Genomic DNA, 25260 nt, shown 5'->3' on the forward strand with positions numbered 1-25260 from the left:
CCAGCTGGAACCAGCTGCGAGAGAATGGATACCGTGAAACCTTCCCCAACCGCTGAGCGGGGCATCCCCGCGCCGGTGTGGCTGTGGCCCGTGGCCGGCGTCGTCGGCGCGGTCAGCCTGGTGCTGGCGGCCGCCTGGACGGGCATCCTGGCCGTGGACCAACTTTCCGACCCCGGGACTCTGACGCGTTGGGGACTGCCGGTGGCGGAGATGGTGAACAACCTGGCCATGCCCACCGCCGTCGGCGCGCTGATCTTCGCCTGCGCCATCATGCCGCCCTCCCGGGGCCAGCGGGCTCACCGTGGAGAGGGAGGCGAACATCCGGCCTTCACCCGGCTGATGCAGGTGGCCACCGCCGCCTCTGTGGTCTGGACGCTGTCCGCCCTCGCCGTGCTGGTGCTGTCCTACTCGGACCTCGCCGGCGTGCCCCTGGACCCCAGTGCCTCGTTCACCTCCGGCCTCGTCGGCTATCTGCAGGACATCTCCGTGGGCCAGGCCTGGACCGTGGTGACAGTCCTGGCCGCCGTCATCACCTCATTGACCCTGGCCGTCCGCTCCATGGTAGGCCTGGCCTGGACGGCCCTGCTCGGCCTGGTCGGCATCGTGCCCCTGGCCCTCATCGGACACTCGGCCTCCGGGGATGACCACAACGGGGCGGTCAACTCGATCGGCCTACACCTACTTGGCGTAGTCGTCTGGATCGGCGGGCTGATCGTCCTGGCCCTGGTCTCCCCGAAGCTGCACGGCCCGGATGGTGCCAGTGGAAAGTCCTCCGCCCACCGGCAGGGCCCTGAACCGCTGATCTACACCGTGGTCAGCCGATACTCGCTCCTGGCCGGGTTGGGGCTGGCCACCGTGGTTCTGTCCGGAGTGGTCAACGCCGCCATCCGCATGAACACGCTGGAGCAGCTCACCAGCCCCTACGGCGTGCTGGTGCTGGCCAAGCTCGTGGGCTCCGTGCTACTCGGCCTGATCGGACTGATGCACCGGCTGTGGGTCATCCCGAGGTTGGCCACCGGCACCACCGCACCACCGCCGGCCGCCCAGCGCCTGCTGTGGCAGCTGATCGCGGTGGAGGCAGCGATCATGGCGGCGATCATGGGGCTCGCCACCGTCCTCTCCCGAACCTCTCCGCCCGTCCCCGAGGAGATCGCCCCGGACGCCTCCCCGGCCCGCATCCTCACCGGTTACGACCTCCCCCCGGAACTGACTGTGGCGAACTGGTTCACGCAGTGGCGCTTCGACTGGTTGTGGGTCGCCATCATCGCTTTTCTGGTGATCTGGTATGTGCGTGCCGCCGTCCGGCTCCACCGCCGCGGTGACCGCTGGCCCGTGCTGCGCACGATCTCCTTCGTGCTCGGCCTGACCATCCTGTTCTGGGTGACGTCCGGCTCCCCGGCGATCTACGGCCAGGTCCTGTTCAGCGCCCACATGGTGGCCCACATGACGCTGACCATGATCTCGCCGATGTTCCTGGTGCTCGGCGCCCCCGTCACCCTGGCGCTGCGTTCCCTGCCCAGCCGCACGGACGGCACCCGCGGCCCCCGCGAGTGGATCCTGTGGATCGTGCACTCGCCCTTCGGCCGGTTCATCACCAACCCGGTGGTGGCCGCCGTGAACTTCGCCGGTTCGATCCTGGTGTTCTACTACACACCGTTCTTCGGTTTCTCCCTCCAGGAGCACCTCGGGCACGAGTTCATGAACGTCCACTTCCTGTTGACCGGCTACATCTTCGCCTCGGTGATGATCGGGATCGACCCACTGCCGCGCAAGGCGCTCTACCCGCTCCGGCTGGTGATCCTGCTGGCCACCATGGCCTTCCACGCGTTCATCGGCGTGGCCATGACGTCATCCGAGTCTCTCCTCCAAGCCTCCTGGTTCGGGTCCACGGGACGCGACTGGGGGCCCTCCGCCCTCGCCGACCAGCAGATCGGCGGTGCCGTGATGTGGGGGATCGGTGAGGTGCCCACGGTGCTCATGGCGGTGGCTGTGGCCGTGATGTGGTCCCGCACGGACGCCAAGGAGACCAAGCGGCTGGACCGCAAGGCTGACCTCAACGATGAGGCCGAGCTCAAGGCCTGGAACCGCATGTATGAAGAACTTGCCGAGAACGAGGAGCCCCGCCGATGACCAAGAATTCCCCCCGCCGCACGCAGCCGCGGCGGACCCGTGCCGGTTCCCGCCGGTTGCCCGGCCCGGGTGCTCGAATGGCCGCCATGGGCCTTGCCGGGATGCTCGTCCTCGCCGCTTGCTCGGGTGGCGTCGGCGATCAGGAGGGGACCGACGCCGGCGTCCCCGCCAACCCGCACGGGATCACCGCGGAGAATCCGTCCGGTAGCGCCAAACCGACCCCTGGCGCCGAAGGCCAGAGTGGAGAAACCGAAGGAAGCGGGGAAGGCGGGGCAGGCGCTGGCGGTGGGTCGCCGGCGTCGGGCACCTCCTCCGATGAGCCCGCAGAGACCGAGGTGGCCGACGCGCGCGCGGACCAGGCCGCGGTGGGCGCCGCTGCCGAGCGGGCCGCCAGCTTCGGATTCACCAACCAGGTCTCCGCCACGGACGCCGAGATCGCCGCGACGCGCGAGGAGGCCCGCCTACGCCAGACGAACACCTCCGGCACTGCGGTGGAGCCGGCCAGTTGCAAGTCCCCGCTGACGGCCGTGGACTGGTCGCCCATCCTCATGCCGGGGGCGGACGCCTCCCGGCTGGACTTCGGCTCCGAGGCCTTCGCCGGGACCGGCACCGTGGAGGTCGCCTCCCTCGAGGAGGCCAGTGTGGTGGAGGAGCACCTGACCAACGTCGAGAGGCTTGTGGCGGACTGCCCCGAGTTGACGATGACCGTGACGGACTCGAACCTCCAGCAGTCCACGTTCGACTTCACGGCCCGGACCTCCGCAGCGGAGGGAGACGAGGTGGACTCCGGCCTGGTGTGGACCCGGACCCCGGCTGGCGGGGATACGGAGACCACAGCGCAGGTGCTGATCGGGCAGACGGCCGAGCACGTGGTCATGGTCTCCTTCATCGGCGACTCGGAGGTGGCCGGCGAGGAGTTCACCACCATCGCCGAGCAGATCCTGGCTGCCGCCGAAGGAGCGCTCTGAACCTCGCTGTGGCCCGGCCCTGGCCCACCTCCCTCCCACCCGCCTATGCCGACCCTGGTCCATTCCCGGACTGCCTGTGACCCCACTGTGGACCACAGGGGTTCACGCGCGGCCGGAGATGCTGTCAGGATGGCCGCACGGAACCCCTGACCGGCAGAACCCCACTCGAAGGAGCCGCAGTGAGCACCACCCAGCCCCAGCCCGATGACAGCTTCCGGGACACGGAGACCAACGAACTCGACCGGGAGGGAACCAGGCAGCCCCAGGGTGGTGTCACTGGCGCTGCCAACCAGCCGGGGAAGTCGGCCGAGGAGGACGGGGACACGTACTCCGAGGAGCAGTCCGAGTCCGCGAACCCGGACCCGGCAGAGGAGAACGTCACCGGTCTGGACCGCGGTGGCAGTGTGCCGCCGGGGGAGACTCCGCCCGCCGACGGCCAGATGAGCCGGGACCAGGGACACGAGGAGTAGTCGGGCGGGGCTACGTTCCGGACTGCTCCCGGGCGGAGCGCCTGCGCAAGCGCCGCGGCCCCGTGGACACCAGGGCCAGGCAGACGACGCAGACGACCGCCACCGCGGCCAGGGACACAGGGTAGGGAGACACCGGCAGCAACGCGGCCAGCAGGGTAGGCAGCAGGAAGCCCGAATAGGCCAGGGCGTAGAAGATGCCGGTCAGACCGGCAAGGTCTTGCGGCGTGGCGATGGCCTGGACGTGGGCCAGCCCGGCGACCACGGTGATGCCGTAGGCCACTCCGAGCACCACGGCCACGGCCAGGGCGAAGACCGGGTCGCGTAGCAGCCCGGCCACCACGGCCAGCACCATTCCCAGGACCATGAGTGCCAACCCGTGGGACAGGGCACGGCCTCGAGTGCGTTGATCGATGCGGACCACGAGGGGTTGGACTGCGGCCCCGGAACCGAGCGTGAGGACGGTCAGGACGGTGGCATACAGCGTCGCCCAGTCACCGAGACCGGGCGCCACCACGGCGGGCATGATGGCATAGGCCACCCCCGCCGCCGCGAAGACCCAGGGCGCCGCCGGCAGGACGAGCCGGGTGAACCGGCGATGACTGACCGAGGGGACGCGAAGGTCCTGCCACCATGGCCGGGTGGCCTGCTGCTGGCGGTCGACCGTCTCCGGTGCCGACAGCAGCGGGAGAATGGATCCGGCCATGAGGGCCAGGTGGACGGCGTAGGGCAGTTGTGCCGGGGCCGGGGCCCACTGCGCCAATGAACCCGTGATGCCCGCCCCGAGGGCGAAGCCCAGGGTCAGGGTGAGCGAGGGGCGGCGCGACCCCGCTCCGTCCGGGGCCTGGGCGTCATGGGGCAGGGCGGACAGTTCCTTGATCCAAGAGGCCCCGACGGACATGGCCACGCCCACCCCGATGCCAGCGAGAGTCCGACCGATGCAGAGCAAAATCATCGAATGGAGCCCCACGCCCAGGAGGATGCTGCCAGTGGTGCCGGCGGCCACTCCGGCCAGCATCACGGGTCGCCGACCATACCGGTCGGACAAGGCGGCGGCCACGAGCAGTCCCGGGACCAGTCCGAAGACATACATGCCCAGCAGGAGGTTCGCCTGCCACGGCGAGTATTTGCCTAGCTCCTCGTAGAGGTGCAGCAGGGGGGTGAAGTGATTGCCACCCCAGGCCAGCAGGAACACCGCCGGAGCCACCCGAAGCCACGGAGCCCAACGGTGGGGTTCCGCCACGGGGGAGGCAGTCCGGCTCACTGGTGGGTCTCCGGGAAGTGGGCGGACCGGATGTGATGGCGCACGGCTGTCTCAAAGGCGGTGGGATCACCGCCCTCGATGGGCCCAAGCAGCTCCTCGTGCTCGCCGTGGTAGCGGCGGGCAGCATCAAGGTCCCCGCTGGCGGCCAGGTAGGTCAGCCGAGCGAAACGCGGGCCCAGGGCGGCGGCCAGTTGGGCGACCACGCGGTTGCCACCGGACTCGATGATCCGCAGGTGGAAACCGAAGTCGGCCTCGGCGAAGAGCAGGACGTCACCGGCATCGAGGGCGGTCCGCTGGTCTTCCAGGCTGGTTCGCAAGGCGGCCACCAGTTCGGAGCGCTCGGGGGTGGACGTGGCGACCAGCTCGACGCTGCGGACCTCCCACATGGCGCGGAGGTCCAGCAGATCGCGACGCTCGCCACCCGAGACGGCGGTGACGATGCCACCCTTCTTCGGAGCGAGCCGCACCAGTCCCCACGACTGCAGGTGCAGCATAGCCTCCCGGGCCGGCGTCCGGCTGGCGCCGCCGGCCTCGGCCAAGTGTGCTTCGGTGAGCAGTTCCCCGGGCTCGTACCGGCCCTCCACGATGCGTCGGGCAGCTAAGGCGGCCATCCGGAGGGCCACGGAGCGGGGGGAGGGGTCATGCCAGGGGAGCAGGATGCGTGGGGTCACCACGACAGCCTACAGCTTGCATGCATTGATGCATTCATCGAGGGGTGGGCCAGCGGGCCGGGGGAATGGTGACGGCACTCGGCGTCGTTGTCCTTGTATGACGCCACCGAGTGGCATCGCCCGACGCCCGCAGACGAGAATGGACCTCATGAGCACTCCTGCCGACCAGCCGGTCACCACAGCAGCACCCGATGACGCCGCTTCCGGTGCCGCCGGACTGCGGGCCGCCTCCCGTGTCCGTGCCTCCGAGCTCGTCGGCCGCAACTGGCTGAATACCGGCGGCACGGCCCTGGACCTGGAGTCATTGCGGGGCAAGATCGTGATCCTGGACTTCTGGTCCTTCTGCTGCATCAACTGCCTGCACGTGCTTGACGAGCTGCGGCCCCTGGAGGCGGAGTTCCATGACGTGCTCGTGACCGTGGGGGTGCACTCGCCGAAGTTCGACCACGAGGCCGATCCGGAGGCGTTGGCCGCCGCCGTGGAGCGCTATGACATCCAGCACCCGGTGCTGGACGACCCCACGCTGACCACGTGGCAGGCCTATTCGGCCCGCGCGTGGCCGACCCTCGTGGTGGTGGACCCCGAGGGTTACATCGTCGCGCACCTCTCCGGTGAAGGCCACGTGGCCGGGCTGACCTCGCTCGTCAACGAGCTGGTGGCCGAGCACGAGGCCAAGGGCACCCTGCACCGCGGCAACGGCCCCTATGTCCCGCCCGAGCCTGTCATCCGCGACCTCAAGTTCCCCGGCAAGGCCATCGCCCTGGGGGCCCGTGGCTCGCAGCCGGGCACATTCCTGGTGGCGGATACCGGCCACCACCGTCTCGTCGAGCTGGCCGAGGACCTGACCACCGTGCTGCGCACCATCGGCGAGGGCACCAAGGGCATCACGGACGGAGGCCCGGAGACGGCCCTCTTCAACGAACCACAGGGCCTGACCCTGCTGCCGGAGGATGTCGCCGCCGCAGTGGGCTACGACGTGGTGGTGGCGGACACTGTCAACCACCGCCTGCGCGGCGTGAACCTCGCAGGCGGGACCGTGACCACCCTGGCCGGCAACGGCGTGCAGCGCTTGATTGATCCGGAACGGGCCCGCGTCTCCGCGGACAAGGGGTCCGGAGGGGACGAGGCGGTGGTGTCCCTCGAGCCGTTCGGCACCGACCCGCTGCAGACCTCCCTGTCCAGCCCGTGGGACGTGCTCTGGTCCACCGCCGAGGACACCCTGATCGTGGCCATGGCTGGAACGCACCAGATCTTCTGCTTCGACCCCCGCACCGGGGAACTCGCCGTCTACGCCGGAACCGGCCTCGAGGGCCTCGAGGACGGTGCCCCGGACATGGCCTGGTTCGCCCAGACCTCCGGGCTGGCCGAGTCGGCCGACGGCACCCTGTGGCTGGCGGACTCCGAGTCCTCCGCCCTGCGGTCCATCACCCCGGCCACCAGCTCGGAGGCGCTGGAGCGCCAGGTGAGCTCCGCCGTCGGGACCGGGCTGTTCGATTTCGGCTTCCGCGACGGGGCCGCCGAGCAGGCCCGCTTCCAGCACCCGCTGGGTGTGGCCGCACTGCCGGACGGCTCCGTACTGGTGGCTGACACCTACAACGGGGCCATCCGCCGGTACGCCCCGGCCGGGGTGGCCGCTGACGGCCGCGCTACCGAGGCCGAGGTGTCCACCGTGGCCCGTGGGCTGAAGGAGCCCTCGGACATCCTGGTCGAACCCGACGCCGCCGGGATCCCCGCCTCGATCGTGGTGGTGGAGACCAACGCCCATCAGCTGGTGCGGCTGTCCGTGCCGGACGAGTACCTGCAGGTGGACGAGGGCGCGCTGCAGACACAGCGTCCCCGGACCGCCATCGCCGCCGGGGACGTGGACCTGGCCGTTGCGTTCAAGGCGCCGACCGGGCAGAAGCTGGACGACCGCTGGGGCGACCCCACGCAGCTGAAGATCTCATCCTCCCCGGAGAACCTGCTCCTGGGCGGCGAGGGCACCTCCACCGGCCTGCACCGCACCCTGCGGATCAATCCGGACGTGGCCGAGGGCGTCCTGCACATCACCGCGCGCGCCGCCTCCTGTGACGGCGAGAAGGGCCAGCCGATCCCGGACCACGCCGCCTGCCACCTCTACCAGCAGGACTGGGGCATCCCGGTGACGGTGCACGCCGGAACCGGTGCGATCGCGACCGAGGCCGCCCCCACGGCATCCGGTCTGGTGCCGGAGACCCGACTGGACCTGGACCTGCGCGGGATACACTGACAAGCGCCAGCACCGCACCCGACACCCGAAGGCGGCAGATGTCCCATGACCACCCTGGTTGTAGCCTCCTCACAGCACGGATCCACCCGAGAGATCGCCGAACGGATCGCCAAGGTCCTGCGCGTGAACAAGGGTGTGACCACCGTGGTGGAGCACCCGAAGGACGCCCCGAAGTGGCTCGCCACGGTCGAGGCAGTGGTGGTCGCCCTGCCGATCTACCGTGATGCGCTGGACAAGACCGCCAAGGCGTTCCTGGACACCCACCGGGCCGAGCTGGCGGACAAATCCCTGTTCATCCTCGCCTCCGGCGCCGCACCCTCGATCAACCCGCGACTGCAGGCCATCATCGAGTCCTACGGGCCCCGGGACACCGCCTACCTGCGGGGCGCCCTGACGGAGGAGAAGCTCGGCTTTCTGGACAAGCTGAGCATCAAGCTGGTCAAGGGCCAGTACGGAGACTTCCGCAATTGGGAGGCCATCGAGGCCTGGGGCAAGTCGCTGTCCGACCGCGGCGCCCACTGATTCTCCTCCTCCGCGACTGGAGGGGAGAGCCCGCCCCGCGCCCCGGTGGACCGGGTCAGCCGGCCGAATACCCCATCCGCTGACTGGCGGCCAGGCCGGTCCCGTGCAGGGCCTCCAGTACCGAGGGATCGCCGTCGGGGGAGAACCGGAAGGTCGGGCCGGACACGCTGATGCTCGCGACCACCGAGCCCCGGTGGTCGCGGACCGGGACGGCCACCGAGGACAGCCCGATCTCGTACTCCTCCCGGGTGGCGGCGTACCCGGCGTGCGCGGCTTCCAGCAACTCCTCCTCGAGCCGGGCCCGTGACGTGATGGTCCGGGAGGTGAACTGCGGCAGGCGGCTGCCCCTCAACAGCTGCCGGCGGTCTTCCGTGGACAGGGCCGCCAGCAGCACCTTGCCCGAGGCCGTGGCGTGCAATGGCGTCAGGCTGCCGATCCAGTCCTGCGTGGCCAGGGTGGACGGGCCGAGGGCCTGATCCACGTTGACGGCGTAGCCCGAGCGGAGCACGGCCAGGTTCACGGTCTCCTTTACCGTGGTGGCGAGGTCCTGCAGCAGGGGGCCGACCTCCTGGACGAGGTTCAACCGACCGGGGATGGCGGCGGCCAGTCGCAGGATGCCGAATCCCAGCTGGTACTTGCCGCGCTCCCGGTCCTGCTGCACCAGTTCCCGGGATACCAGGGCCCCGAGCAGGCGGGACGCCGTGGACTTGTGGATCCCCATCTCCGCGGCGATCTCGCTGCCCCCGGCCCGCCCCTCCCTGGCGAGGATCTGCAGGACAGTGGCGGCCCGGTCCACGGACTGCACCCCGGAGGTGCCACCGCCCTCATCCTCAAACGGCGGCATCCAGCCCCCGTTGGCGAAGAATCTCGCGCTGGTTCGGGTTGACGGAAGGCCGGAAGGGGACTTCCACCACCTCGGCGGCCACAGGGCTGCCCGGGGCATCGGAGTATTCGTCCGGCAGATGGACCCACAGCTGGGTGCCCAGCGCGGTGAGCTCCACCGGCACGTAACCCATGGCGATGTTCTGCCCGAGTTCCGGCGAGTACCAGGGAGAGGTGACGTATCCGACGGGCTCGCCCGGGCCGGCGTCGTGTGAGGAGCTGATGAGCCAGAAGTCCGGCGCGTAGTCCTCGATCGGCTTGCCGCCCAACCTCAGACCGACCAGCTGCTGGGTGTAGGGCGGAGTACCGGCCTCGAGCTGGCGCCGGGCTTCCTCCAGGGCAGCCTTGCCGATGTAGTCGGAGGCTTTCTCGCGGGGCACCTGATAGCTGAGGTTGGCCTGGAAGGGCAGGGTCTCCTGGTCCATGTCCTGGCCCCAGGACAGGATCCCGGCCGCGATCCGGCGGTGGTGCGCCGGGGCGACGACGGCCAGCTGATGGGGCTTGCCGGCCTCCAGGACCGTGTTCCACAGGGTCTCGGCGTGCAGTGTGGCGTCCTTCAAGTAGATCTCATAGCCCTTCTCCCCACTGAAGCCGGTCTGGGAGACGATGACAGGGCAGCCGCCCACCTCACCGGCCAGCAGCCCATAGGAGGGCAGCTCCGCCACGGCGGAACCGAACAGGTCCGTCATCAGGTCCACCGACTTGGGACCCTGGATCTGCACCGGAGAGACATCGATCTCACGGATGTCCACCTCGAACCGGCGGCCGATGTTGACGCCCTGAAGCCAGAACAGCAGGTCGGAGTCCGAGAGGCTGAACCAGAACTCGTCCTCGGCCACACGCAGCAGGACCGGATCGTTGAGGATCCCGCCGTCCTCGTTGCAGAGGATGACGTAGCGGGCGTGCATGGTGGGGATCTTGGTGGCGTCCCGGGTGATGACGAAGTTGACGAAGTCCTCGGCGTCGGGCCCCTGGACCCGGATCTGCCGTTCCACCGCCACGTTCCACAGGGTCACGTGGTTGACGAGAGAGTCGTACTCGGCCATCATCCCGCCGTCCTCCGGCCGGACGTAGCCGCGCGGATGGTACATCCGGTTGTAGATGGAGGCCCGCCAGCAGCCGGCCTCCATGGACAGGTGCCAATAGGGCGATTTGCGGACTCGGGTGTCGATCAGCATCTGGACCGGGGTCGGACCGGATTGCCGGAGGTTGATCGGGACGGTGCGGTCCTGTTGGTCGATCGAGGGGACGTTGGGGTGCGTGTTCTGCATGGGGGTCATCCTCTGGGCGCTGTGTGGGCGGCGGGGAGGCTGCCACGGCGTCGGCCGGACAGCCTCGCCAGACGTTGCGCATCATGAACACCGTTCCGTCATGCGCATCTGGTGCGACCACCGTAGCGGCGTCGAAAGTCCCGGGGAAGAGGTGCGGTGCCGTCGATCTGCCGTGGTCTTCGGGCGTCTTCCCGGTGTTCTCCTGTCGGTGTGCCCGACGGCGTCAGGGAACGTTCGGCGTGTAGCGCACCGCGTCCGGGGTGACGGTGAGCTCGGCCTCCAGCGTGAACGGTTCGCGGTGCTCGACCGTGCGCTGCTCGCCGGTCACCAGGTCGATCTCGCTCAGGGACAGGATGGCCTCCGCCTCCAGAGGGGCCACCGCCGTGGGATCATCGCCCTCGGCAGGCAGGTCCAGCACGCTGGCCTGGGGGTCGCCGGCTATGGACCACGTGATCGACTCCGGCGGAATCCGGTTCACCGTGTCATAACCCATGGGGCAGCCGGCGGGGTTGAGGACCTTCTGTTCCGTGCATCCGGCGAGGAAGCGGTCCAGCTGTTGGTTGACCTCCGTGGAGACGGCGTCCGTGTACTGCAACGCCAGGTCCAGCGTGAGGGAATCTGCCGACGGGTCGGTGGTGCCTGCCTCATGGCCTGCGGTCTGGTCCGGGGTGCCTGTGGCCGTGTGATCCACGACCAGCCGGGCCAGCTCGGCCTGCAGGTAGGTGCTCTCAAATCCGGCCTCCACCACCATCGGAGGCAACACCGCGAAGGACCGTCCGGGCGTCTCCTCCTGATCGGTCACCAGGGGTGCCTCAACGCCGTTCACGGACGCCCTCAGCGGCCCGGACGCGGCTTCGGCGGGCAACGGCGTCGGCACCACCTGGACCGACTGCACGGGAACCTCCGCCATCCGCCACCGGTCGAAGAAGAGCCAATCGCGGCCGGCCTTCTCCACCGTGAAGGTGGTGCTGTGCTCCTCGTCGTCCACGCTGTAGCCGACCACGACTTCAACCGATCGACCCTCCGGCGTGTCCTCACCGCGGGACACGGTGAGCTCTCCGAGGGCTTCCATGCCGGAGATCAGCGGCTCGCCCTGCAACAGGTCGGTGGCCGTGCCGGGCGCCAGTTCTGGAGTATCACCGGAGGCCAGGGCCACGGCGGTCCCGCCCTCACCGGAGGCCAACGCCGCCAGGTAGTCCTCGACCTGGGCCTCGGGGGAGTAGACAGCGGTGTTCACCGTGGCGATCGCGATGCCGCCGGCCACCAACGTCAACGCGGCCGCGCCACCCCACCAGGCCCAGGACGGCCCCAGCGTCCGCCCTCGGCGGTTCCCCGCCGCACCGGCGTCGCGTCCTCTGGATCCGTCCTGCGCCGACTGACCGTCAGTCCCGGTGGCGGTGTCGTCTCTGGCCTCTGGCATGACTGCCATCCTAGGACGGGGCGCCTGCACCGGCCGCAGCGCTACGTTGTGGGCTCCAGCGGACGTCGGCCCGTGGGGCGGGGTACTGCCGCAGATCAGCCTCGTGGCGTTCCTGGGGTTCTGGTTCGTCCTGCTGTGGCGGGTAGGGCTCAGGCGAAGATCAGTGCGACAGCGATCATGGCCGGGATCGCCACGATGGTGGTGATGAGGATCGTGTCCTTCGAGGCCACCATGCCGGTCTCATAGCGGGAGGCCGAGACGAACACGTTCTGCGCCGTGGGCAGGGAGCCCAGGACGACCGCGATCAGCAGCTCGTTGCCCTCCATCCCGAACAGCGGCCCGGCCACGATCCAAGCCAGCAGCGGGTGGATCAGCAGCTTGATGGTGGAGGCCAGCGCCACATCCGGCCGGCGGCCGGTCGCCTTCTCAAGGGGCTTGGAGCCCACAAGGGACATGCCGAACGCCAGCAGCATGGCCGGGATGGACGCGCCGGCGATCAGACTGATGGATTCGGCGATCGGTTCCGGCAGTGACCACCCGGTCGCCGAGAAGACCAGTCCGAGCACCGAGCCGATGATCATCGGGTTCACCGCGATGTGACCGACCTGCCGCCAGAAGGCGACCCACCGGTTGGGCGGGCGCTTCGGACCGGGCGAGCGGCCGGCGTCGTGCGCCGACGGGCCTTGCACGGCCGCGCGGCGGCGGGCCTCGGTCACTGTGGTGGAGTCCAGCGAGGCCACGTAGATGGGCGTGTAGATGGCGAGCTGGAAGATCAGCACCGGGGCGGCGAGGGCGGCGTCGCCCAGGACATAGGCGGCGATGGGGATGCCGAGGTTGGCCGAGTTGACCATCGAGGCACTCAGGGCTCCGATGACGGTCTCCGAGCCGTCGCGCTTCGGCAGGATGAACCGTGCCAGCAGGAGGTAGAGGCCGGCAGCGGCGAGGGCGGAGATGCCGGCCACCAGCAACTGCGGGCCCAGCACGGACTGCACGTCCGCGGCGGAGAGTGTGTCGAAGAGCAGGGCGGGGCTGGCCACGAAGAAGGCGAGGCGGGAGAGGACCGGCTGACCGTGGTCGCCGAGGACCTTGGAGCGGCCGGTGATGTAGCCGACAAGGATGATCACCCAGACGACCGTGAATCCGGAGAAGACCTCCAGCACCGGCATCCCCTTCCCCTACGGCTCCGCCCGTGAGGCTGGATCCAGCGGGATCGGGCGCCCCCGGGCAGAAAGAGAGCGGGCGACGGGAATCGAACCCGCGTATCTTGCTTGGGAAGCAAGCGCTCTACCATTGAGCTACGCCCGCAGGACATGGCCTGATCGACCTGTCACGCGCAGTCCAGCTTACACGGATTCCCCGGCTGTCCAGCGCCGGACACGGGGTGTGTGCGGGTCCCGCTTCTGCACCGCGGTGTGCCCTGCGCTACTTTGGGTAGGTGCTTCTCTCAGACCGCGACATCAGGGCCGAACTCAGTGCCGGACGCATCCAGCTGGACCCGCTGGTCCTGGACATGGTCCAGCCCTCCAGCGTGGACGTCCGCCTCGACCGGTTCTTCCGGCTCTTCGACAACCACAAGTACGCGCACATCGACCCGGCCGAACCGCAGGAGGAACTGACCCGGCTGGTCGAGGTCGACCCCGAGGAACCGTTCATCCTGCACCCGGGGGAGTTCGTGCTGGGTTCCACCTATGAGCAGGTCACCCTGCCGGACGACGTCGCCGCCCGGCTGGAGGGCAAGAGCTCGCTGGGGCGTCTGGGCCTGCTGACGCATTCGACCGCCGGATTCATCGACCCCGGCTTCTCCGGGCATGTGACGCTCGAGCTGTCCAACATGGCGACCCTGCCGATCAAGCTGTGGCCCGGCTCGAAGATCGGCCAGCTCTGTTTCTTCCGGCTGTCCTCGCCGGCTGAGCACTCCTATGGCTCCGGCCCCTACCTGAACCGCTACCAGGGGCAGCGCGGCCCCACGGCGTCTCGCTCTCACCAGAACTTCCACCGGACCATCATCGAACGGTGAGGGTGACGCTGGCCGGTCAGCGAGCTGGTCGGGTCGAGTTCTCGTTAGTTGGGGAATGTGACGGCTAAACGGCCCTTTGGAAAGTTGCAACTTCCCCAACTGACTGCCGAAGCGCGGTTCACGTCCGGGGCTCATGCTCGCAACACGGCGGCGAAGCGGTTCCGAACTTCCCGGATCAGACGCGTGAAGCCGTGCTTCTGATCGAGCCAGGTGAGACGGATGACAGTCCACCCCCGCTCCTGGAAGGCGCGGTCCCGGTCGGCGTCGACGGCCTGCTGTTCACGCGTCCGATGATGCTCACCGTCGTACTGGATGGCCAGCTTCAGGTCTCGATAGCCGAGGTCGGCGGCGGGTGAATACGGGTCCGCCGGGTCGGCTCGGACTTGCAGGTCGGGTTCGGGCAGACCCGCATCGACCAGTGCCAACCGAGTCCTGGTCTCCTGCGGGGAGTCCGCACCCACCCGTGCCCTCTCCAGGCACAGTCGGGCACGCCGGACTCCTTTGACGCGGCCTGCGCGCTGGATCGCCGCCGCCAAACCGTCCAGAGTGTCCAGCGATTCGACGCGACGGCCCTTCCGCCATGGCCGCTTGATGATGGCGTCCGCCAGCACGACCAGGTCGATGTCAGTCAGGCGAGGGTCGCCGGACAGGTCCACCCAGGTCCGTGCCGGGGTGGTGACGGGGATGCCCAGGTGGGTCGTCACGTCACTGGGGCTCAGTGAATGGCGATGGCTGACGATGTCCTTGCGCCGGGCCTGGTGCGCCCCCGCTCTCCACGTGAGATGGACGCGCTGCTCAGCCTGCAGGATCCGCGGGACAGGGAGCCTGGTGGCATGGGCGGCGGTGGCGTAGGAGGCCACGGTACCGGGATACCGACGGCACAGTGCGGCGAGGGCGAGCGGAGGCAGGCGGTGCCCTGGTTCCGCATGCCGCGCCGGCCACGTCATGGTCAGCTCCACATGCGCATACAGGCCCTTGCCGAGAGTGACGATGTCCGGGGATTGGAGTCGATGAGGCTCAACACCGCAGTTCAGGGCCTCGGCACGGGTGAACGGTGCGAGGAGCAGGCTCTCCGGCAACGGCTTCGGTGGTCGGGGCATGGATCCAGCGTGATGGACATCGAAGACACGTGGGAACGAGGCGTGCCTACCTGTGGATATCTCCGCCATCGTTGTCGTGTCACGGGCGCGCAAGCAGCCCTCGCTGAAGGGCATGGTTGTCAGTTGGGGGAAATGGGAGGTAAACGAGGGACGGAAAGGCGGCAATCTCCCCAACTGAGGCGTCCGAGCCGCGCTATGGCCGCGATGTATGGACGCTGGCCGAGCCAAGCGTGGGTCGCGGAGCCGGGGCACCCCTGCCATTGGGCCGGCGGGTCGGATCTCGCTTGTTCACGGAGCGGCCTCCGTGGAGCAGTAGCATGCCCCGCATGAGCACCCCCTCTTCGCCGGTCCCGTCCGAGCCCGGCCCCCCGCCCGGAACGGGTCCCGCCGGATCCACCGCCAGCACTGCCGCCAGCGCCGCCCCCAGTGCAGTCGAAGCACCCACGGCCATGGCGGACGCCGGCCCGATCGACCGCCCGCTGAACCGGAAACACGTCACCGCGTGGGCGCTGTGGGACTGGGGCTCAGCCTCCTTCAACGCGGTGATGGTGACATTCGTGTTCGCCACCTACCTGGCCTCGGACTCGTTCGGGCCGGATGACCGGGGCACGCAGTGGCTCACCGCGGCCAACGCGATCGGCGGCGTCGTGGTGGCGCTCACCGCGCCCGTGATGGGCCAGCGTTCGGACCGGGCCGGACGGCGCAAGCTGTGGCTGGGAATCAACACCGGCGTGGTCATCCTGCTCACGGCCCTGTGCTTCTTCGTCCGCCCGGACGAGGCGTACCTGTTGCTCGGCGTGGTCCTGATCGCCGCCGCCAATGTGGCCTTCGAGTTCGCCGGGGTGAACTACAACGCCATGCTGCTGCAGGTGGCCACCCCGAAGACCATCGGCAAGGTCTCCGGCATCGGCTGGGGTGCCGGCTACGTGGGCGGGATCTTCCTATTGCTCATCCTCTACGTGGGCTTCATCGCGGGGGACACGCACTGGCTCGGGGTGACCAATGACGACGCGATGAACATCCGCGTGGTGGCCCTCTTCTCGGCCCTGTGGTTCATCGCCTTCGCCCTGCCGCTGTTCTTCAGCACCCCTGAACACCGGGGCTCCGGCGAGGAGGAGAAAGTCAGCCTGTTCGAGTCCTACCGCCGTCTCTGGCGGACCATCGTGGGGCTGTGGCGTCATCAGCGCAACACCTTCTGGTTCCTGGCGTCCTCGGCTGTGTTCCGTGACGGCGTCGCCGCAGTCTTCGCCTATGGTGCCATCCTCGGCACCACGGTCTACGGCGTTGACCCGGCCGACATCCTCATCTTCGGCATCGCAGCCAACGTGGTGGCCGCCGCCGGTTCCTTCACCGGTGGCTGGATCGACGACCGGATCGGGCCCAAGCGCGTCATCATGGGATCGTTGGTCGGCCTCGTCATCACCGCCGGGGTCATCTTCTTCCTCAACGGGACCACGGCCTTCTGGATCTTCGGGTTGCTCCTGTGCTTCTTCGTGGGACCTGTGCAGTCCTCGTCCCGTTCCTTCCTCGGCAGGTTGACCTCAGAGCAACGGGCGGGGGAGATCTACGGCCTCTATGCCACCACCGGGCGGGCGGTGTCCTTCCTGACGCCGGCCCTGATCTCCGTGGGAATCGCCCTGACCGGTGACTCGCGCTACATGGTCCCCGCCATCCTGCTGGTGCTGATCGCCGGCATGGCCCTGCTGGTCAGGGTGCGGGACCCGAAGACCGAGGACATCTTTTAACCCCTGGGCAAACACTGGGCAAACCGTCGGTATTCCCTTGACGCCATGAGAATAATCGGGCAGTTCGGTCCCCATGTGCCCGGTAGGATATAACCGACCCCCCACCCAGAAGATGGAGGCCGCCCCGTGCTGACTGTGCTCATTGCGCTCTTTGCAATGGCACTTGTGGCCCCCTTGATCTTCCGGGTTGCGGATCGCAACGGGTTCTACATCCTCGCCGCCGTCCCGGCCGCAGGTTTCGTCTGGCTCCTGTTCCAGTTGCCCGCAGTCCTCGAGGCACAGGAGACCGTCAACGCGGGAGCCTCCCCGCCCGCCGCCGCTCCTAGCGAACTCGTCCAGACCTACGAGTGGATCCCCGACCTCGGCATCAACCTGTCCTTCCGGATGGATGCCCTCGCCGCGTTCATGGGGTTGATCGTCCTCGGCGTGGGCGCCCTCGTGCTCGCGTACTGTGCCCGGTACTTCACGATCAACGAACCGCGCAATGCGGCCTTCGGCGCCCAGCTGATTGCTTTCGCCGGCGCCATGTTCGGCCTGGTCACCACGGACGACCTGATGGTGCTCTACACCTTCTGGGAACTGACGTCCGTCCTCTCATTCCTGCTGATCGGCTACTCCGCCCATCGCATCTTCGCCCGCCGGTCCGCCATCCAGGCCTTGATCGTCACCACCTTCGGCGGCCTGGCGATGCTGGTCGGACTGGTGATGCTCGGTCAGGCCGCCGGCACCTACCGCCTCTCCGAGATCGTGGCCCGCGGTCCGGAGCTGATGGCCGGTCCCTACGGCGGCGCGTTCATGGAGTGGGCCATCGTGCTCGTCCTCGTGGGTGCCCTCTCCAAGTCCGCGCAGGCACCCTTCCACTTCTGGCTCCCGGCAGCCATGGCCGCCCCGACCCCGGTCTCGGCCTACCTCCACGCCGCAGCCATGGTGAAGGCCGGCGTCTACCTCGTTGCGCGGCTCGCCCCGGCGTTCGCGGAGTCCGGCTGGTGGCAGGCGCTGGTGCTCGGTGTCGGCCTCTGGACCATGCTCGTCGGCGGTTGGCGCGCCCTGCGCCAGACGGACATCAAGCTGGTGCTGGCCTACGGCACCGTGTCCCAGCTCGGCTTCCTCATGGTCGCCAACGGGCTCGGTAATCAGGACGCCGCCATGGCCGGCCTGGCCATGCTGGTGGCCCACGCCCTCTTCAAGGCGCCCTTGTTCATGGTCGTCGGCATCATCGACCACGAGGCCGGCACCCGTGATCTGGCCAAGCTCTCCGGGGTTGGCCGAAACCACCCCTGGCTGACCGCCACGGCAGTCATCTGTGCCGCCTCCATGGCCGGCATCCCACCGCTCTTCGGGTTCGTGGCCAAAGAGTCCGTCCTCGAGTCACTGCAGCATTGGGCCGAGGCAGGCTCCGGCGGCGGACTCTGGGCCAGTGTCTGGGCCTGGACGCCGCTCGTGGCCGTCGCCCTCGGCTCCGTGTTGACGGTGGCCTACTCGGCGCGCTTTGTGTGGGGCGCGTTCGCCACCAAGAAGCTCCGCACGGAGGGCGAGCTGAAGACCGTCGCGGACACCCGCTTCCACGGCCCCGTCACAGCCGGCGCCCTCAGCCCCTCCGCCCTGCTGGCCGTCGCCTGCGTGGTTGGCGCCTTCATCCCCACCGTCATGGACGCCCTGCCCGTCGCTTTCGGGGGATCGATGACGGCCCTCGATCCGGGTGCTGAGCCCGCCCACCTGGCCTTGTGGCACGGCTTCACGCCGATCCTGGCCATCTCGGTGGGCATCGTCCTGCTCGGTCTCGCCCTGTACGCCATCAGGGACGGGGTGGCCCGCTTCCAGGAGGCCGTGCCGTCCTGGGTGGACGCACAGCGCGTCTACCGCTCCGCACTGCGGGGGCTGGATGATGTGGCCGTGTGGGTGACCGGCCGCACCCAGCGCGGTTCCCTGAGCTTCTACCTGTTCATCATCCTGGCGGTCGCCTTCATCGCGCCGTTGTTGGCGCTGCTGTTCCCCCACGAGTACGACGGCGGCGCGGGCATGGCCGCGTCCATCTTCAGTTCCGCGAACTGGACGTGGGGCGATTCCGTCGCCCAGATTCTCGTCGGGGCGGCCATCATCACCGGCGCCATTACCGCCATCCGGGCCCGCAAGCGCTTCATGGCCGTGCTGCTCATCTCCGTTTGCGGCTACGGGCTGGCGGCCATCTTCGCTCTGCAGGGTGCACCGGACCTGGCCCTGACGCAGCTACTGGTGGAGTCCATCGTCCTCGTGGCCATGGTGCTCGGCCTGCGTGTGCTGCCGGCCGGCTGGTACACCCGGGACCGCACCAACATCCGCTGGGCACACGCACTGCTCGGCATCATGTTCGGCCTGGTGATGATCTGGGTGGCGATCACCGTCATGGCCTCCCGGACCGCCGACCCGATCTCCCTGGAGATGCCGCAGCTGGCCTATGAGGACGGCGGCGGCGCCAACATCGTCAACGTACTGCTCGTGGACATCCGCGCCTGGGACACCTTCGGGGAACTCACCGTGCTCGCCGCGGCCGCCACCGGGGTGGCGTCGCTGATCTTCATCCAGCACCGGGACCGCCGCAGCGGCGACCTGGACAAGGTGGCCTCGGGATCGGTGGGACGCTACAGCCCCAAGGGACCCGACGAGTCCCGCCAGCTGGCCGCCCTCCGCAAGTTCGCCATCGTGGACGAGGACCAGTGGCTCGTGGCCGGCCGCACCGTGGCCCCAGAGCGCCGGTCCATCATCTTCGAGGTGGTCACCCGGCTCGTCTTCCACGTGATCATCCTGCTGTCCATCTACCTCTTGCTAGCCGGCCACAACACTCCGGGCGGTGGGTTCGCGGGCGGGCTGATCGCCGGGCTCGCCCTGACCATCCGGTACCTGGCCGGTGGTCGCTATGAGTTGGAGCAGGCCATGCCCATCCCGGCTGGCGTCCTGCTGGGCTCGGGTCTCGCCGTGGCGGCCGTCACCGGGATGGTCCCGCTGTTCGCCGGCGGCCAGGTGTTCCAGTCAGCGATCATCGAGTTCACCCTGCCGGTGCTCGGACACGTCAAGTTCGTCACGGCCACGATCTTCGACATCGGGGTGTACCTCGTAGTGGTCGGACTGGTCATCGACGTCTTGCGTTCCCTCGGATCTGAGGTGGATCGCCGCCACGAGGTGGAGACCACGGCGCTCGTGGAGGCCGAGAAGCGCCGCCGTGAGGCCCGCGCCAGCCTCGTGGCAGCCACCTCCACCACCGGCACGGGAGCATCCACCATTACGTCCGCGACCACCGGATCCACCGATGTCACGGGAACCACGGACCCCGGGACGGTGACGCCATGAGCGTGAACATTGTGCTGCTGCTGGTCATGGGTGTCATGTATGCCGTCAGCATCTACCTGCTGCTGGAGCGGACCCTGACCCGCGTGCTGCTGGGCATGGTCCTGGTCACCAACGCGACGAACCTGCTCATCGTGATCATGGCCGGTGCCCCGGGCCCGGCCCCACTCGTCGAGGACGGGATGGACCCGAGCGCGTACACGGACCCGCTGCCGCAGGCGATGACCCTGACGTCGATCGTCATCTCCTTCGCCATCACGGCCTTCATGCTCGGCATGATCTACCGGTCCTGGAAGCTGGGTCGGCGGGACGAGGTCCTGGTGGACGCCGAGGACGTCAAGGTCGCCGAACAGTCCTCCTTCGACGCGGAGGAGGACGCCGAGCTGCTGGAGGAGCCATCCGAGTTCCTCGAGGAGAACGAGGACCCGAACGCGGACTACGAGCATGCCACGGCCATCAACCCCTCCACCGGTGCCCTGTCGGTCCGCCACCGGGCCGATGGCACGGTGAAGGTGAAGATGGATGCCAACCGTCACCTGCCGGGCGGCGGACGCCGTTCGCGGCACGAAGCCGAGGAGGGCGAGTACCCCGTCGGATCGCTCGGACATGATGACCACCTGCCGGATGAGGACGAACGTTCCGGCAGTCCCCGGTCCCGGCCCCGGGGCCGCGACCCGAAGGACGGTGAGTGATGGACCTGGATATCGTCTCCTTCGCCCCGCTCGCGGTCCTGCTGCCGATCCTCGGCGCTGCCCTGGCCTTCGTGCTGGTCCGCCGGCCCAAGGCGCAGATCGCCACCACCGTCACCACCATCACCCTCACCCTGCTCCTCGAGTGCCTGCTGCTGGCTGCCACCTGGGACACGGGCGCCGTGGCGGTGTTCCTCGGAGGGTGGGAGGCCCCCTGGGGCATCACGATGGTGGTGGACCGTTTCTCCGCCCTGATGCTGGTGGTCTCCTCGGCGATCGTCCTCGCGGTGTTGATCTACGCCTCCGCCCAGGGGATCACGGACCAGGACCAGGGCGGGCCGGTCTCGATCTTCCACCCCACGTTCCTCATCCTGGTGGCAGGCGTGTCCAACGCATTCCTCGCCGGTGATCTCTTCAACCTCTACGTCGGGTTCGAGATCCTGTTGACGGCGTCGTATGTGCTGTTGACCCTGGGTGGCACGGGACCGAGAGTCCGGGCGGGTGTGACCTACGTGGTGGTCTCCGTGATCTCCTCCGTGCTCTTCCTGATCGCCATCGCCATGATCTACGGCGCCACCGGCACGATCAACATGGCGGACCTGGCAGTGAAGCTGGCGGAGCTGGACCCGGACGTGCAGATGGTGCTGCACGTGATGCTGCTCGTCGGCTTCGGTATCAAGGCTGCGGTGTTCCCGCTGTCCTTCTGGCTGCCGGACTCCTACCCGACCGCCCCCGCCCCGGTGACCGCGGTGTTCGCGGGCCTGCTGACCAAGGTCGGCGTCTATGCCATCATCCGGACCGAGACACTGCTGTTCCCGGGAGACCGGGTGAACTCACTGCTGCTCTGGGTGGCCCTGCTGACGATGATCGTCGGCATCCTCGGCGCCCTCGCCCAGAACGACATCAAGCGCGTCCTGTCCTTCACGCTCGTCTCCCACATCGGCTATATGATCTTCGGCGTGGCCATGGCCAGCGTGCTCGGTCTGGGAGCCACGGTGTTCTACGTGGTCCACCACATCACCGTGCAGACCGGGCTGTTCCTCGTGACCGGCCTGATCGAGCAGCGGGCCGGGTCTGCCAACATCGACCGTCTGGGCGGGATGGCGCGGATCTCACCGCTGATCGCGATTCTGTTCTTCATCCCGGCCATGAACCTGGGTGGCATCCCGCCGTTCTCCGGCTTCCTCTCCAAGATCGGCCTGATCCAGGCCGGCGTCGGCGCGGACCACGGCATGGCATGGGCGCTCGTGGCCGCCTCCGTGGTGACCTCGCTGTTGACGCTGCTGGTGATGGTCCGAGTGTGGAACCGCTCGTTCTGGCGCCGGGTCGAGGACGTGGAGCACCCGCCGGCCAAGCTCGTCCTCGCGCTGGAGGAGACCGAGGCGCGGCGCGCCGGCCGGAACGCCAGAGCTGTCACAATCGAGACCCAGACCCGGACCCCGGCCCAATCCGACACCAAGACCCTGACCAAGACCCAGGTCAAGACCCCGACCAAGATCCCCAAGGGACCCGCCCGTGGCATGGTCTACCCGACCGTCGGACTCGTGGCCTTCGGCCTGGCCTTCACCGTGTTCGCCGGCCCGCTCTACGCCTTCGCTGACCGGGCCGCCACGGACATGCTTCTGCGCACGCCCTATATCGAGGCCGTCCTAGGCCCGGAGGCCGCCGCCCAGGCGGAGCAGGATCTGGGCGGCCTGGAGGAACGGGGCATCCATGTACCGGACCAGGACAACGGCGGGCCAGGCGTGCCGGATTCCATCCCCGGGGATTCCGAAGGGCACGATGTCGGCGATAGTACCGAAGGGGGTCAGCCATGAGCGCCGGTCCGGACGATCAGGACGGGGGCCGCTCCTTCTGGAGCCAATGGCCGATCCTCCTGGGCCTGACCCTCACGTGGGGTGCTCTCTGGCAGGACTTCTCGCCGGGCGTGCTGCTGGCCGGCGTCGTGTTCTCGATGCTGACGTTGACCTTCTACCGGTTGCCTCGGGTGAACTTCTCGGACCGGTTCAACCTCTGGTACGCCCTGATCTTCACGTTCCGGTTCCTGTGGCACGTGGTGACCGCCTCCATCTCGGTGGCCTGGGATGCGATCACTCAGGGGCCGAAGATCGTCAACTCCGTGGTGGCGGTCCCGCTGCGCAGCCACGATGACCTGATCGTCACGCTCACCGGTCATGCGCTGGCCCTGGTGCCCGGTTCCCTCGTCATCGACGTGGACCGGCCCAGCTCTACGCTATACCTGCACTGCCTGAACGTGGACAACGCGGAGGCGGTCGAGTCCTTTCGGGTCGAAGCCCTGAAGACTGAGGCCGCGATCATCCGGGCGATCGGTACGAAGGCGGACCTGGCCCTCGTGAAGGAGGGCGAGGCGCCGCACGCCGAGGCCCCTGCTGGCAGGAGGCCACGATGACGATGCTGGAATGGGCGGGGATCGTCTGCCTGATACTGCTGGGTGCGGGGGCCTTGGCAGCGATCTACCGGATCGTCCGCGGACCCTCGATCCTGGACCGGGCCATCGCCACGGACGTGCTGCTGATCGTCGTCTCGTCTGCTTTGTGCGTCGAGATGGCCGTGAACCACCACACGGACAACATCGTGTTCGTGGTGGTGGCCTCGGTGATCGGATTCGTGGGTTCGGTGACACTGTCCCGATTCGTGGCCGAGGCCAGGAAGGAGCCGAGCGAACGTGCTTGACCTCGACTGGATCCAGATCTCAGACGGAATCGCAGCCGTGCTGTTGGTCCTCGGGGCCTTGATGTCCACCGTGGCAGGGATCGGCCTGTTCCGGTTTCCGGACCAGCTCTCCCGCATGCACGCGGGCACGAAACCCCAAGTGCTGGGGCTGTTGCTGATGCTGATAGCCCTGGCCTTCGCCTGGCGGGCGTGGGTGTGGGTGCCCGTGCTGGTGCTGGCGTGGGTGCTGCAGATGCTCACCGCGCCGGTCTCCGCACACCTCGTGGGCCGGGCGGGTTACCGCACCAAGCACCTCAGACCGGAATACCACTTCGTGGACGAGCTCGCGGACGTGGTCGCCCGTCAGGACGACGCGGGCAGGCCGGCCGCAACGGCGCCCGACCAGCGGACCGTTCCGAAGGACGACCCTATGGACCAGCAGGGCCGCGACTGACGCGGCTGAATCGATCCGGCTGGGCCGCCTGAGCCGGGCCGTCGAGCACGGCCCGGCCCTCGCCGCCGGTGAGCTGGACCACTCCGGTGCCCGGCCGGCGTCGGGCCTCAGACCTCGGCGGCCCCGGCCCTGGATTTCGTGCGTGACTGGATGGCCTTCACGGCAGAGTTCGCGCCGCGCTTGGACGAGACCCGGATGATGGCGGAGATGCCCGCAGAGATGGTCGCGAAGGTGATGGCGCTCCACATGTTGGCCTCGGTGTCGTCCAGGTCCTTCGGGGCGTCATGGCCGGTGACCTTCCTCCAGGCGAACTCCACGACCTTGGTGCCGATGATGCCGCCGCCGATCGTGATGCCGGTAGCGATGAGCTTTTCCACGAGGGTGTTCACGGGTTCCTCCAGGACGTTGACGGTGGTCGTTGCGCGTTCGTTGCCAGCCTAACGGTTCACCGGGCGGGATGTGCCGTGTGTGGACTATGATGGGCGGACACTGTGAACGACAGGGGAGCACCTCCGGGTGCTGAGAGTGCGCCCAGCGCAGACCCTCGAACCTGCTCCGGCTAGCACCGGCGAAGGAAGTCGAGTTCTCTGACGGAACGTCAGAAGCCGTCCAGCAGCATCCGCGTGCGGGTGCTCGTGGCGTACCGTTCCGTCCCCCTCCTTGCATCCTTGAGGAGGAACACCACATGGTCTCCATGAAGACCGGCAACACCCCGCAACACCCTGACGCAACCCCCGGGCACGACGCCGGCCACGCGCCGTCCGCAGACATCGGCGCCACGACCGGCACCACGACCGGCAACGGCCGAGCATCCGGCAGCGCCGCCCCGAATCGGCGCTCCTGGCGGGTGGTGGACATCGTTGTGGCCGCCGTCATCGCGGTGGCCTCCGGCGTCATCTTCTGGGCCTGGAACCTGGCCTATGCCGGGTTGAGCCCCGCCTTCGCGGCCTTCCCGCCGTCCTCCGCCCTGGTGGCCGGGATGTGGCTGTTCCCGGCCGTGCTCGGTGGGCTCATCATCCGCAGGCCCGGGGCCGCGCTGTTCACCGAACTGGTGGCTGCGGCGGTATCTGCCCTGCTCGGCTCCCAGTTCGGCCTGACCGTCCTGGCCTCCGGCGTGGTCCAGGGCCTCGGACCGGAACTGATCCTGCTGGCGTTCCTCTACCGCCGCTTCACGCTACCCGTGGCGCTGCTCGCCGGCCTCGTCACGGGGATCTTCGGGGGCATCAATGACGCGTTCATCTTCAACTGGTTCCCCGAGTACACGCTGGACTGGAAGCTGATCTACGTGGGATTGGTAGGAGTCTCCGGGTTGGTGATCGCCGGACTGCTGTCCTGGCTGGCCACGCGCGGTCTTGCGGCCACGGGGGCCCTGTCCGCCCTGGCCTCCCGCCGTGCCCACCAGGAGCCGGTGGCCTGAA

Annotated in this window: 22 protein-coding genes, 1 tRNA gene and 1 riboswitch; of the genes, 14 read left to right on the plus strand and 9 right to left on the minus strand. The window is 68.5% G+C overall.

Features of this window, described 5'->3' with window-relative positions; translation table 11 throughout:
• Positions 1 to 24: 24 nt before the first annotated feature.
• The 3 genes from ABD134_RS11175 to ABD134_RS11185 all read left to right on the plus strand — a co-directional run bounded on the left by ABD134_RS11175 (position 25) and on the right by ABD134_RS11185 (position 3568).
• The gene (locus tag ABD134_RS11175; protein ID WP_378108212.1) at positions 25 to 2130 is read left to right on the plus strand and encodes a bifunctional copper resistance protein CopD/cytochrome c oxidase assembly protein; all 2106 of its coding nucleotides are present in this window, start codon (positions 25 to 27) and stop codon (positions 2128 to 2130) included.
• Positions 2127 to 3098: a hypothetical protein gene (locus ABD134_RS11180; protein WP_344229474.1), complete on the plus strand. Its 972-nt coding sequence runs from the start codon at positions 2127 to 2129 to the stop codon at positions 3096 to 3098. The genes ABD134_RS11175 and ABD134_RS11180 overlap by 4 nt, the downstream gene beginning before the upstream one ends.
• A 179-nt stretch (positions 3099 to 3277) precedes the next feature.
• Positions 3278 to 3568 carry a DUF6480 family protein gene (locus ABD134_RS11185; protein WP_344229476.1) on the plus strand — a complete coding sequence of 97 codons (291 nt, stop codon included), beginning with the start codon at positions 3278 to 3280 and terminating at the stop codon, positions 3566 to 3568.
• Positions 3569 to 3578: 10 nt separating this feature from the next.
• On the opposite strand, the gene ABD134_RS11190 is transcribed toward ABD134_RS11185, so the two are convergent.
• Together ABD134_RS11190 and ABD134_RS11195 are read right to left on the minus strand one after the other, a co-directional pair.
• Positions 3579 to 4829 (minus strand): MFS transporter, encoded by a 1251-nt coding sequence (locus ABD134_RS11190; protein ID WP_344229478.1) that lies wholly within the window; start codon positions 4827 to 4829, stop codon positions 3579 to 3581.
• Positions 4826 to 5500: a GntR family transcriptional regulator gene (locus ABD134_RS11195; protein ID WP_344229480.1), complete on the minus strand. Its 675-nt coding sequence runs from the start codon at positions 5498 to 5500 to the stop codon at positions 4826 to 4828. Before ABD134_RS11195 ends, ABD134_RS11190 begins: the two co-directional genes overlap by 4 nt.
• A 148-nt stretch (positions 5501 to 5648) precedes the next feature.
• On the opposite strand from ABD134_RS11195, the gene ABD134_RS11200 reads away from it, so the two are divergent.
• Both ABD134_RS11200 and ABD134_RS11205 read left to right on the plus strand, forming a co-directional pair.
• On the plus strand, positions 5649 to 7748 hold the full coding sequence (locus tag ABD134_RS11200) for an NHL domain-containing thioredoxin family protein (RefSeq protein ID WP_344229482.1): 2100 nt from the start codon (positions 5649 to 5651) through the stop codon (positions 7746 to 7748).
• Between the two features lie 45 nt (positions 7749 to 7793).
• Complete coding sequence (locus ABD134_RS11205; protein WP_344229484.1) at positions 7794 to 8270, plus strand: flavodoxin domain-containing protein; 477 nt, start codon at positions 7794 to 7796, stop codon at positions 8268 to 8270.
• Between the two features lie 55 nt (positions 8271 to 8325).
• Here ABD134_RS11205 and ABD134_RS11210 read toward each other — a convergent pair whose 3' ends face one another.
• From ABD134_RS11210 to ABD134_RS11230, 5 genes are all read right to left on the minus strand, one after another.
• Positions 8326 to 9114, minus strand: a complete 789-nt coding sequence (locus ABD134_RS11210; protein WP_344229486.1) for an IclR family transcriptional regulator — start codon at positions 9112 to 9114, stop codon at positions 8326 to 8328.
• Positions 9101 to 10423 carry a glycine cleavage T C-terminal barrel domain-containing protein gene (locus tag ABD134_RS11215; protein WP_344229488.1) on the minus strand — a complete coding sequence of 441 codons (1323 nt, stop codon included), beginning with the start codon at positions 10421 to 10423 and terminating at the stop codon, positions 9101 to 9103. The genes ABD134_RS11210 and ABD134_RS11215 overlap by 14 nt, the downstream gene beginning before the upstream one ends.
• A 223-nt stretch (positions 10424 to 10646) precedes the next feature.
• Complete coding sequence (locus ABD134_RS11220) at positions 10647 to 11843, minus strand: hypothetical protein (protein ID WP_344229491.1); 1197 nt, start codon at positions 11841 to 11843, stop codon at positions 10647 to 10649.
• A 149-nt stretch (positions 11844 to 11992) separates the two neighbouring features.
• A complete protein-coding gene (locus ABD134_RS11225; RefSeq protein WP_344230861.1) occupies positions 11993 to 13003 on the minus strand; it encodes an AEC family transporter in 1011 nt (336 codons plus the stop codon).
• A 74-nt stretch (positions 13004 to 13077) separates the two neighbouring features.
• A tRNA-Gly gene (locus ABD134_RS11230) sits at positions 13078 to 13148 on the minus strand.
• 130 nt (positions 13149 to 13278) lie between these two features.
• Between ABD134_RS11230 and dcd the strand changes: the two genes are divergently transcribed.
• Positions 13279 to 13860 carry a dCTP deaminase gene (gene dcd / locus ABD134_RS11235; RefSeq protein ID WP_344229493.1) on the plus strand — a complete coding sequence of 194 codons (582 nt, stop codon included), beginning with the start codon at positions 13279 to 13281 and terminating at the stop codon, positions 13858 to 13860.
• A gap of 131 nt (positions 13861 to 13991) precedes the next feature.
• Here dcd and ABD134_RS11240 read toward each other — a convergent pair whose 3' ends face one another.
• Positions 13992 to 14960, minus strand: coding sequence for a DUF559 domain-containing protein (locus tag ABD134_RS11240; protein WP_344229495.1), 969 nt, complete (start codon positions 14958 to 14960; stop codon positions 13992 to 13994).
• A 449-nt stretch (positions 14961 to 15409) separates the two neighbouring features.
• Here ABD134_RS11240 and ABD134_RS11245 point away from each other — a divergent pair, with 449 nt between their 5' ends.
• The 7 genes from ABD134_RS11245 to mnhG all read left to right on the plus strand — a co-directional run bounded on the left by ABD134_RS11245 (position 15410) and on the right by mnhG (position 23842).
• The gene (locus ABD134_RS11245; RefSeq protein WP_378108311.1) at positions 15410 to 16705 is read left to right on the plus strand and encodes an MFS transporter; all 1296 of its coding nucleotides are present in this window, start codon (positions 15410 to 15412) and stop codon (positions 16703 to 16705) included.
• 126 nt (positions 16706 to 16831) lie between these two features.
• On the plus strand, positions 16832 to 20029 hold the full coding sequence (locus ABD134_RS11250) for a Na+/H+ antiporter subunit A (protein WP_344229499.1): 3198 nt from the start codon (positions 16832 to 16834) through the stop codon (positions 20027 to 20029).
• A complete protein-coding gene (locus ABD134_RS11255) occupies positions 20026 to 20718 on the plus strand; it encodes a Na(+)/H(+) antiporter subunit C (RefSeq protein ID WP_344229501.1) in 693 nt (230 codons plus the stop codon). Before ABD134_RS11250 ends, ABD134_RS11255 begins: the two co-directional genes overlap by 4 nt.
• Positions 20718 to 22532, plus strand: a complete 1815-nt coding sequence (locus ABD134_RS11260) for a Na+/H+ antiporter subunit D (RefSeq protein ID WP_344229504.1) — start codon at positions 20718 to 20720, stop codon at positions 22530 to 22532. The genes ABD134_RS11255 and ABD134_RS11260 overlap by 1 nt, the downstream gene beginning before the upstream one ends.
• The gene (locus ABD134_RS11265) at positions 22529 to 23125 is read left to right on the plus strand and encodes a Na+/H+ antiporter subunit E (protein WP_344229506.1); all 597 of its coding nucleotides are present in this window, start codon (positions 22529 to 22531) and stop codon (positions 23123 to 23125) included. The genes ABD134_RS11260 and ABD134_RS11265 overlap by 4 nt, the downstream gene beginning before the upstream one ends.
• Positions 23122 to 23409 (plus strand): MrpF/PhaF family protein, encoded by a 288-nt coding sequence (locus ABD134_RS11270; protein WP_344229507.1) that lies wholly within the window; start codon positions 23122 to 23124, stop codon positions 23407 to 23409. The genes ABD134_RS11265 and ABD134_RS11270 overlap by 4 nt, the downstream gene beginning before the upstream one ends.
• A gap of 61 nt (positions 23410 to 23470) precedes the next feature.
• Positions 23471 to 23842, plus strand: a complete 372-nt coding sequence (gene mnhG / locus ABD134_RS11275; protein ID WP_378108310.1) for a monovalent cation/H(+) antiporter subunit G — start codon at positions 23471 to 23473, stop codon at positions 23840 to 23842.
• 107 nt (positions 23843 to 23949) lie between these two features.
• Here mnhG and ABD134_RS11280 read toward each other — a convergent pair whose 3' ends face one another.
• A complete protein-coding gene (locus ABD134_RS11280; RefSeq protein ID WP_344229511.1) occupies positions 23950 to 24231 on the minus strand; it encodes a DUF4235 domain-containing protein in 282 nt (93 codons plus the stop codon).
• A gap of 101 nt (positions 24232 to 24332) precedes the next feature.
• Positions 24333 to 24436: riboswitch (TPP riboswitch) on the plus strand.
• A 91-nt stretch (positions 24437 to 24527) separates the two neighbouring features.
• Here ABD134_RS11280 and ABD134_RS11285 point away from each other — a divergent pair.
• The gene (locus tag ABD134_RS11285; RefSeq protein ID WP_344229513.1) at positions 24528 to 25259 is read left to right on the plus strand and encodes an ECF transporter S component; all 732 of its coding nucleotides are present in this window, start codon (positions 24528 to 24530) and stop codon (positions 25257 to 25259) included.
• Position 25260: the final 1 nt, after the last annotated feature.

It is taken from the genome of Citricoccus alkalitolerans (genome assembly GCF_039528175.1).
GTDB lineage: Bacteria > Actinomycetota > Actinomycetes > Actinomycetales > Micrococcaceae > Citricoccus > Citricoccus alkalitolerans.

Bases quoted from the DNA above. Each gene is read 5' to 3' on its own strand.
- ABD134_RS11175 (WP_378108212.1), top strand. From the start codon at position 25: ATGGATACCGTGAAACCTTCCCCAACCGCTGAGCGGGGCATCCCCGCG.
- ABD134_RS11180 (WP_344229474.1), top strand. From the start codon at position 2,127: ATGACCAAGAATTCCCCCCGCCGCACGCAGCCGCGGCGGACCCGTGCC.
- ABD134_RS11200 (WP_344229482.1), top strand. From the start codon at position 5,649: ATGAGCACTCCTGCCGACCAGCCGGTCACCACAGCAGCACCCGATGAC.
- ABD134_RS11205 (WP_344229484.1), top strand. From the start codon at position 7,794: ATGACCACCCTGGTTGTAGCCTCCTCACAGCACGGATCCACCCGAGAG.
- ABD134_RS11210 (WP_344229486.1), bottom strand. From the start codon at position 9,114: ATGCCGCCGTTTGAGGATGAGGGCGGTGGCACCTCCGGGGTGCAGTCC.
- ABD134_RS11215 (WP_344229488.1), bottom strand. From the start codon at position 10,423: ATGCAGAACACGCACCCCAACGTCCCCTCGATCGACCAACAGGACCGC.
- ABD134_RS11220 (WP_344229491.1), bottom strand. From the start codon at position 11,843: ATGCCAGAGGCCAGAGACGACACCGCCACCGGGACTGACGGTCAGTCG.
- ABD134_RS11240 (WP_344229495.1), bottom strand. From the start codon at position 14,960: ATGCCCCGACCACCGAAGCCGTTGCCGGAGAGCCTGCTCCTCGCACCG.
- ABD134_RS11245 (WP_378108311.1), top strand. From the start codon at position 15,410: ATGGCGGACGCCGGCCCGATCGACCGCCCGCTGAACCGGAAACACGTC.
- ABD134_RS11255 (WP_344229501.1), top strand. From the start codon at position 20,026: ATGAGCGTGAACATTGTGCTGCTGCTGGTCATGGGTGTCATGTATGCC.
- ABD134_RS11260 (WP_344229504.1), top strand. From the start codon at position 20,718: ATGGACCTGGATATCGTCTCCTTCGCCCCGCTCGCGGTCCTGCTGCCG.
- ABD134_RS11265 (WP_344229506.1), top strand. From the start codon at position 22,529: ATGAGCGCCGGTCCGGACGATCAGGACGGGGGCCGCTCCTTCTGGAGC.
- ABD134_RS11270 (WP_344229507.1), top strand. From the start codon at position 23,122: ATGACGATGCTGGAATGGGCGGGGATCGTCTGCCTGATACTGCTGGGT.
- mnhG (WP_378108310.1), top strand. From the start codon at position 23,471: ATGTCCACCGTGGCAGGGATCGGCCTGTTCCGGTTTCCGGACCAGCTC.
- ABD134_RS11285 (WP_344229513.1), top strand. From the start codon at position 24,528: ATGGTCTCCATGAAGACCGGCAACACCCCGCAACACCCTGACGCAACC.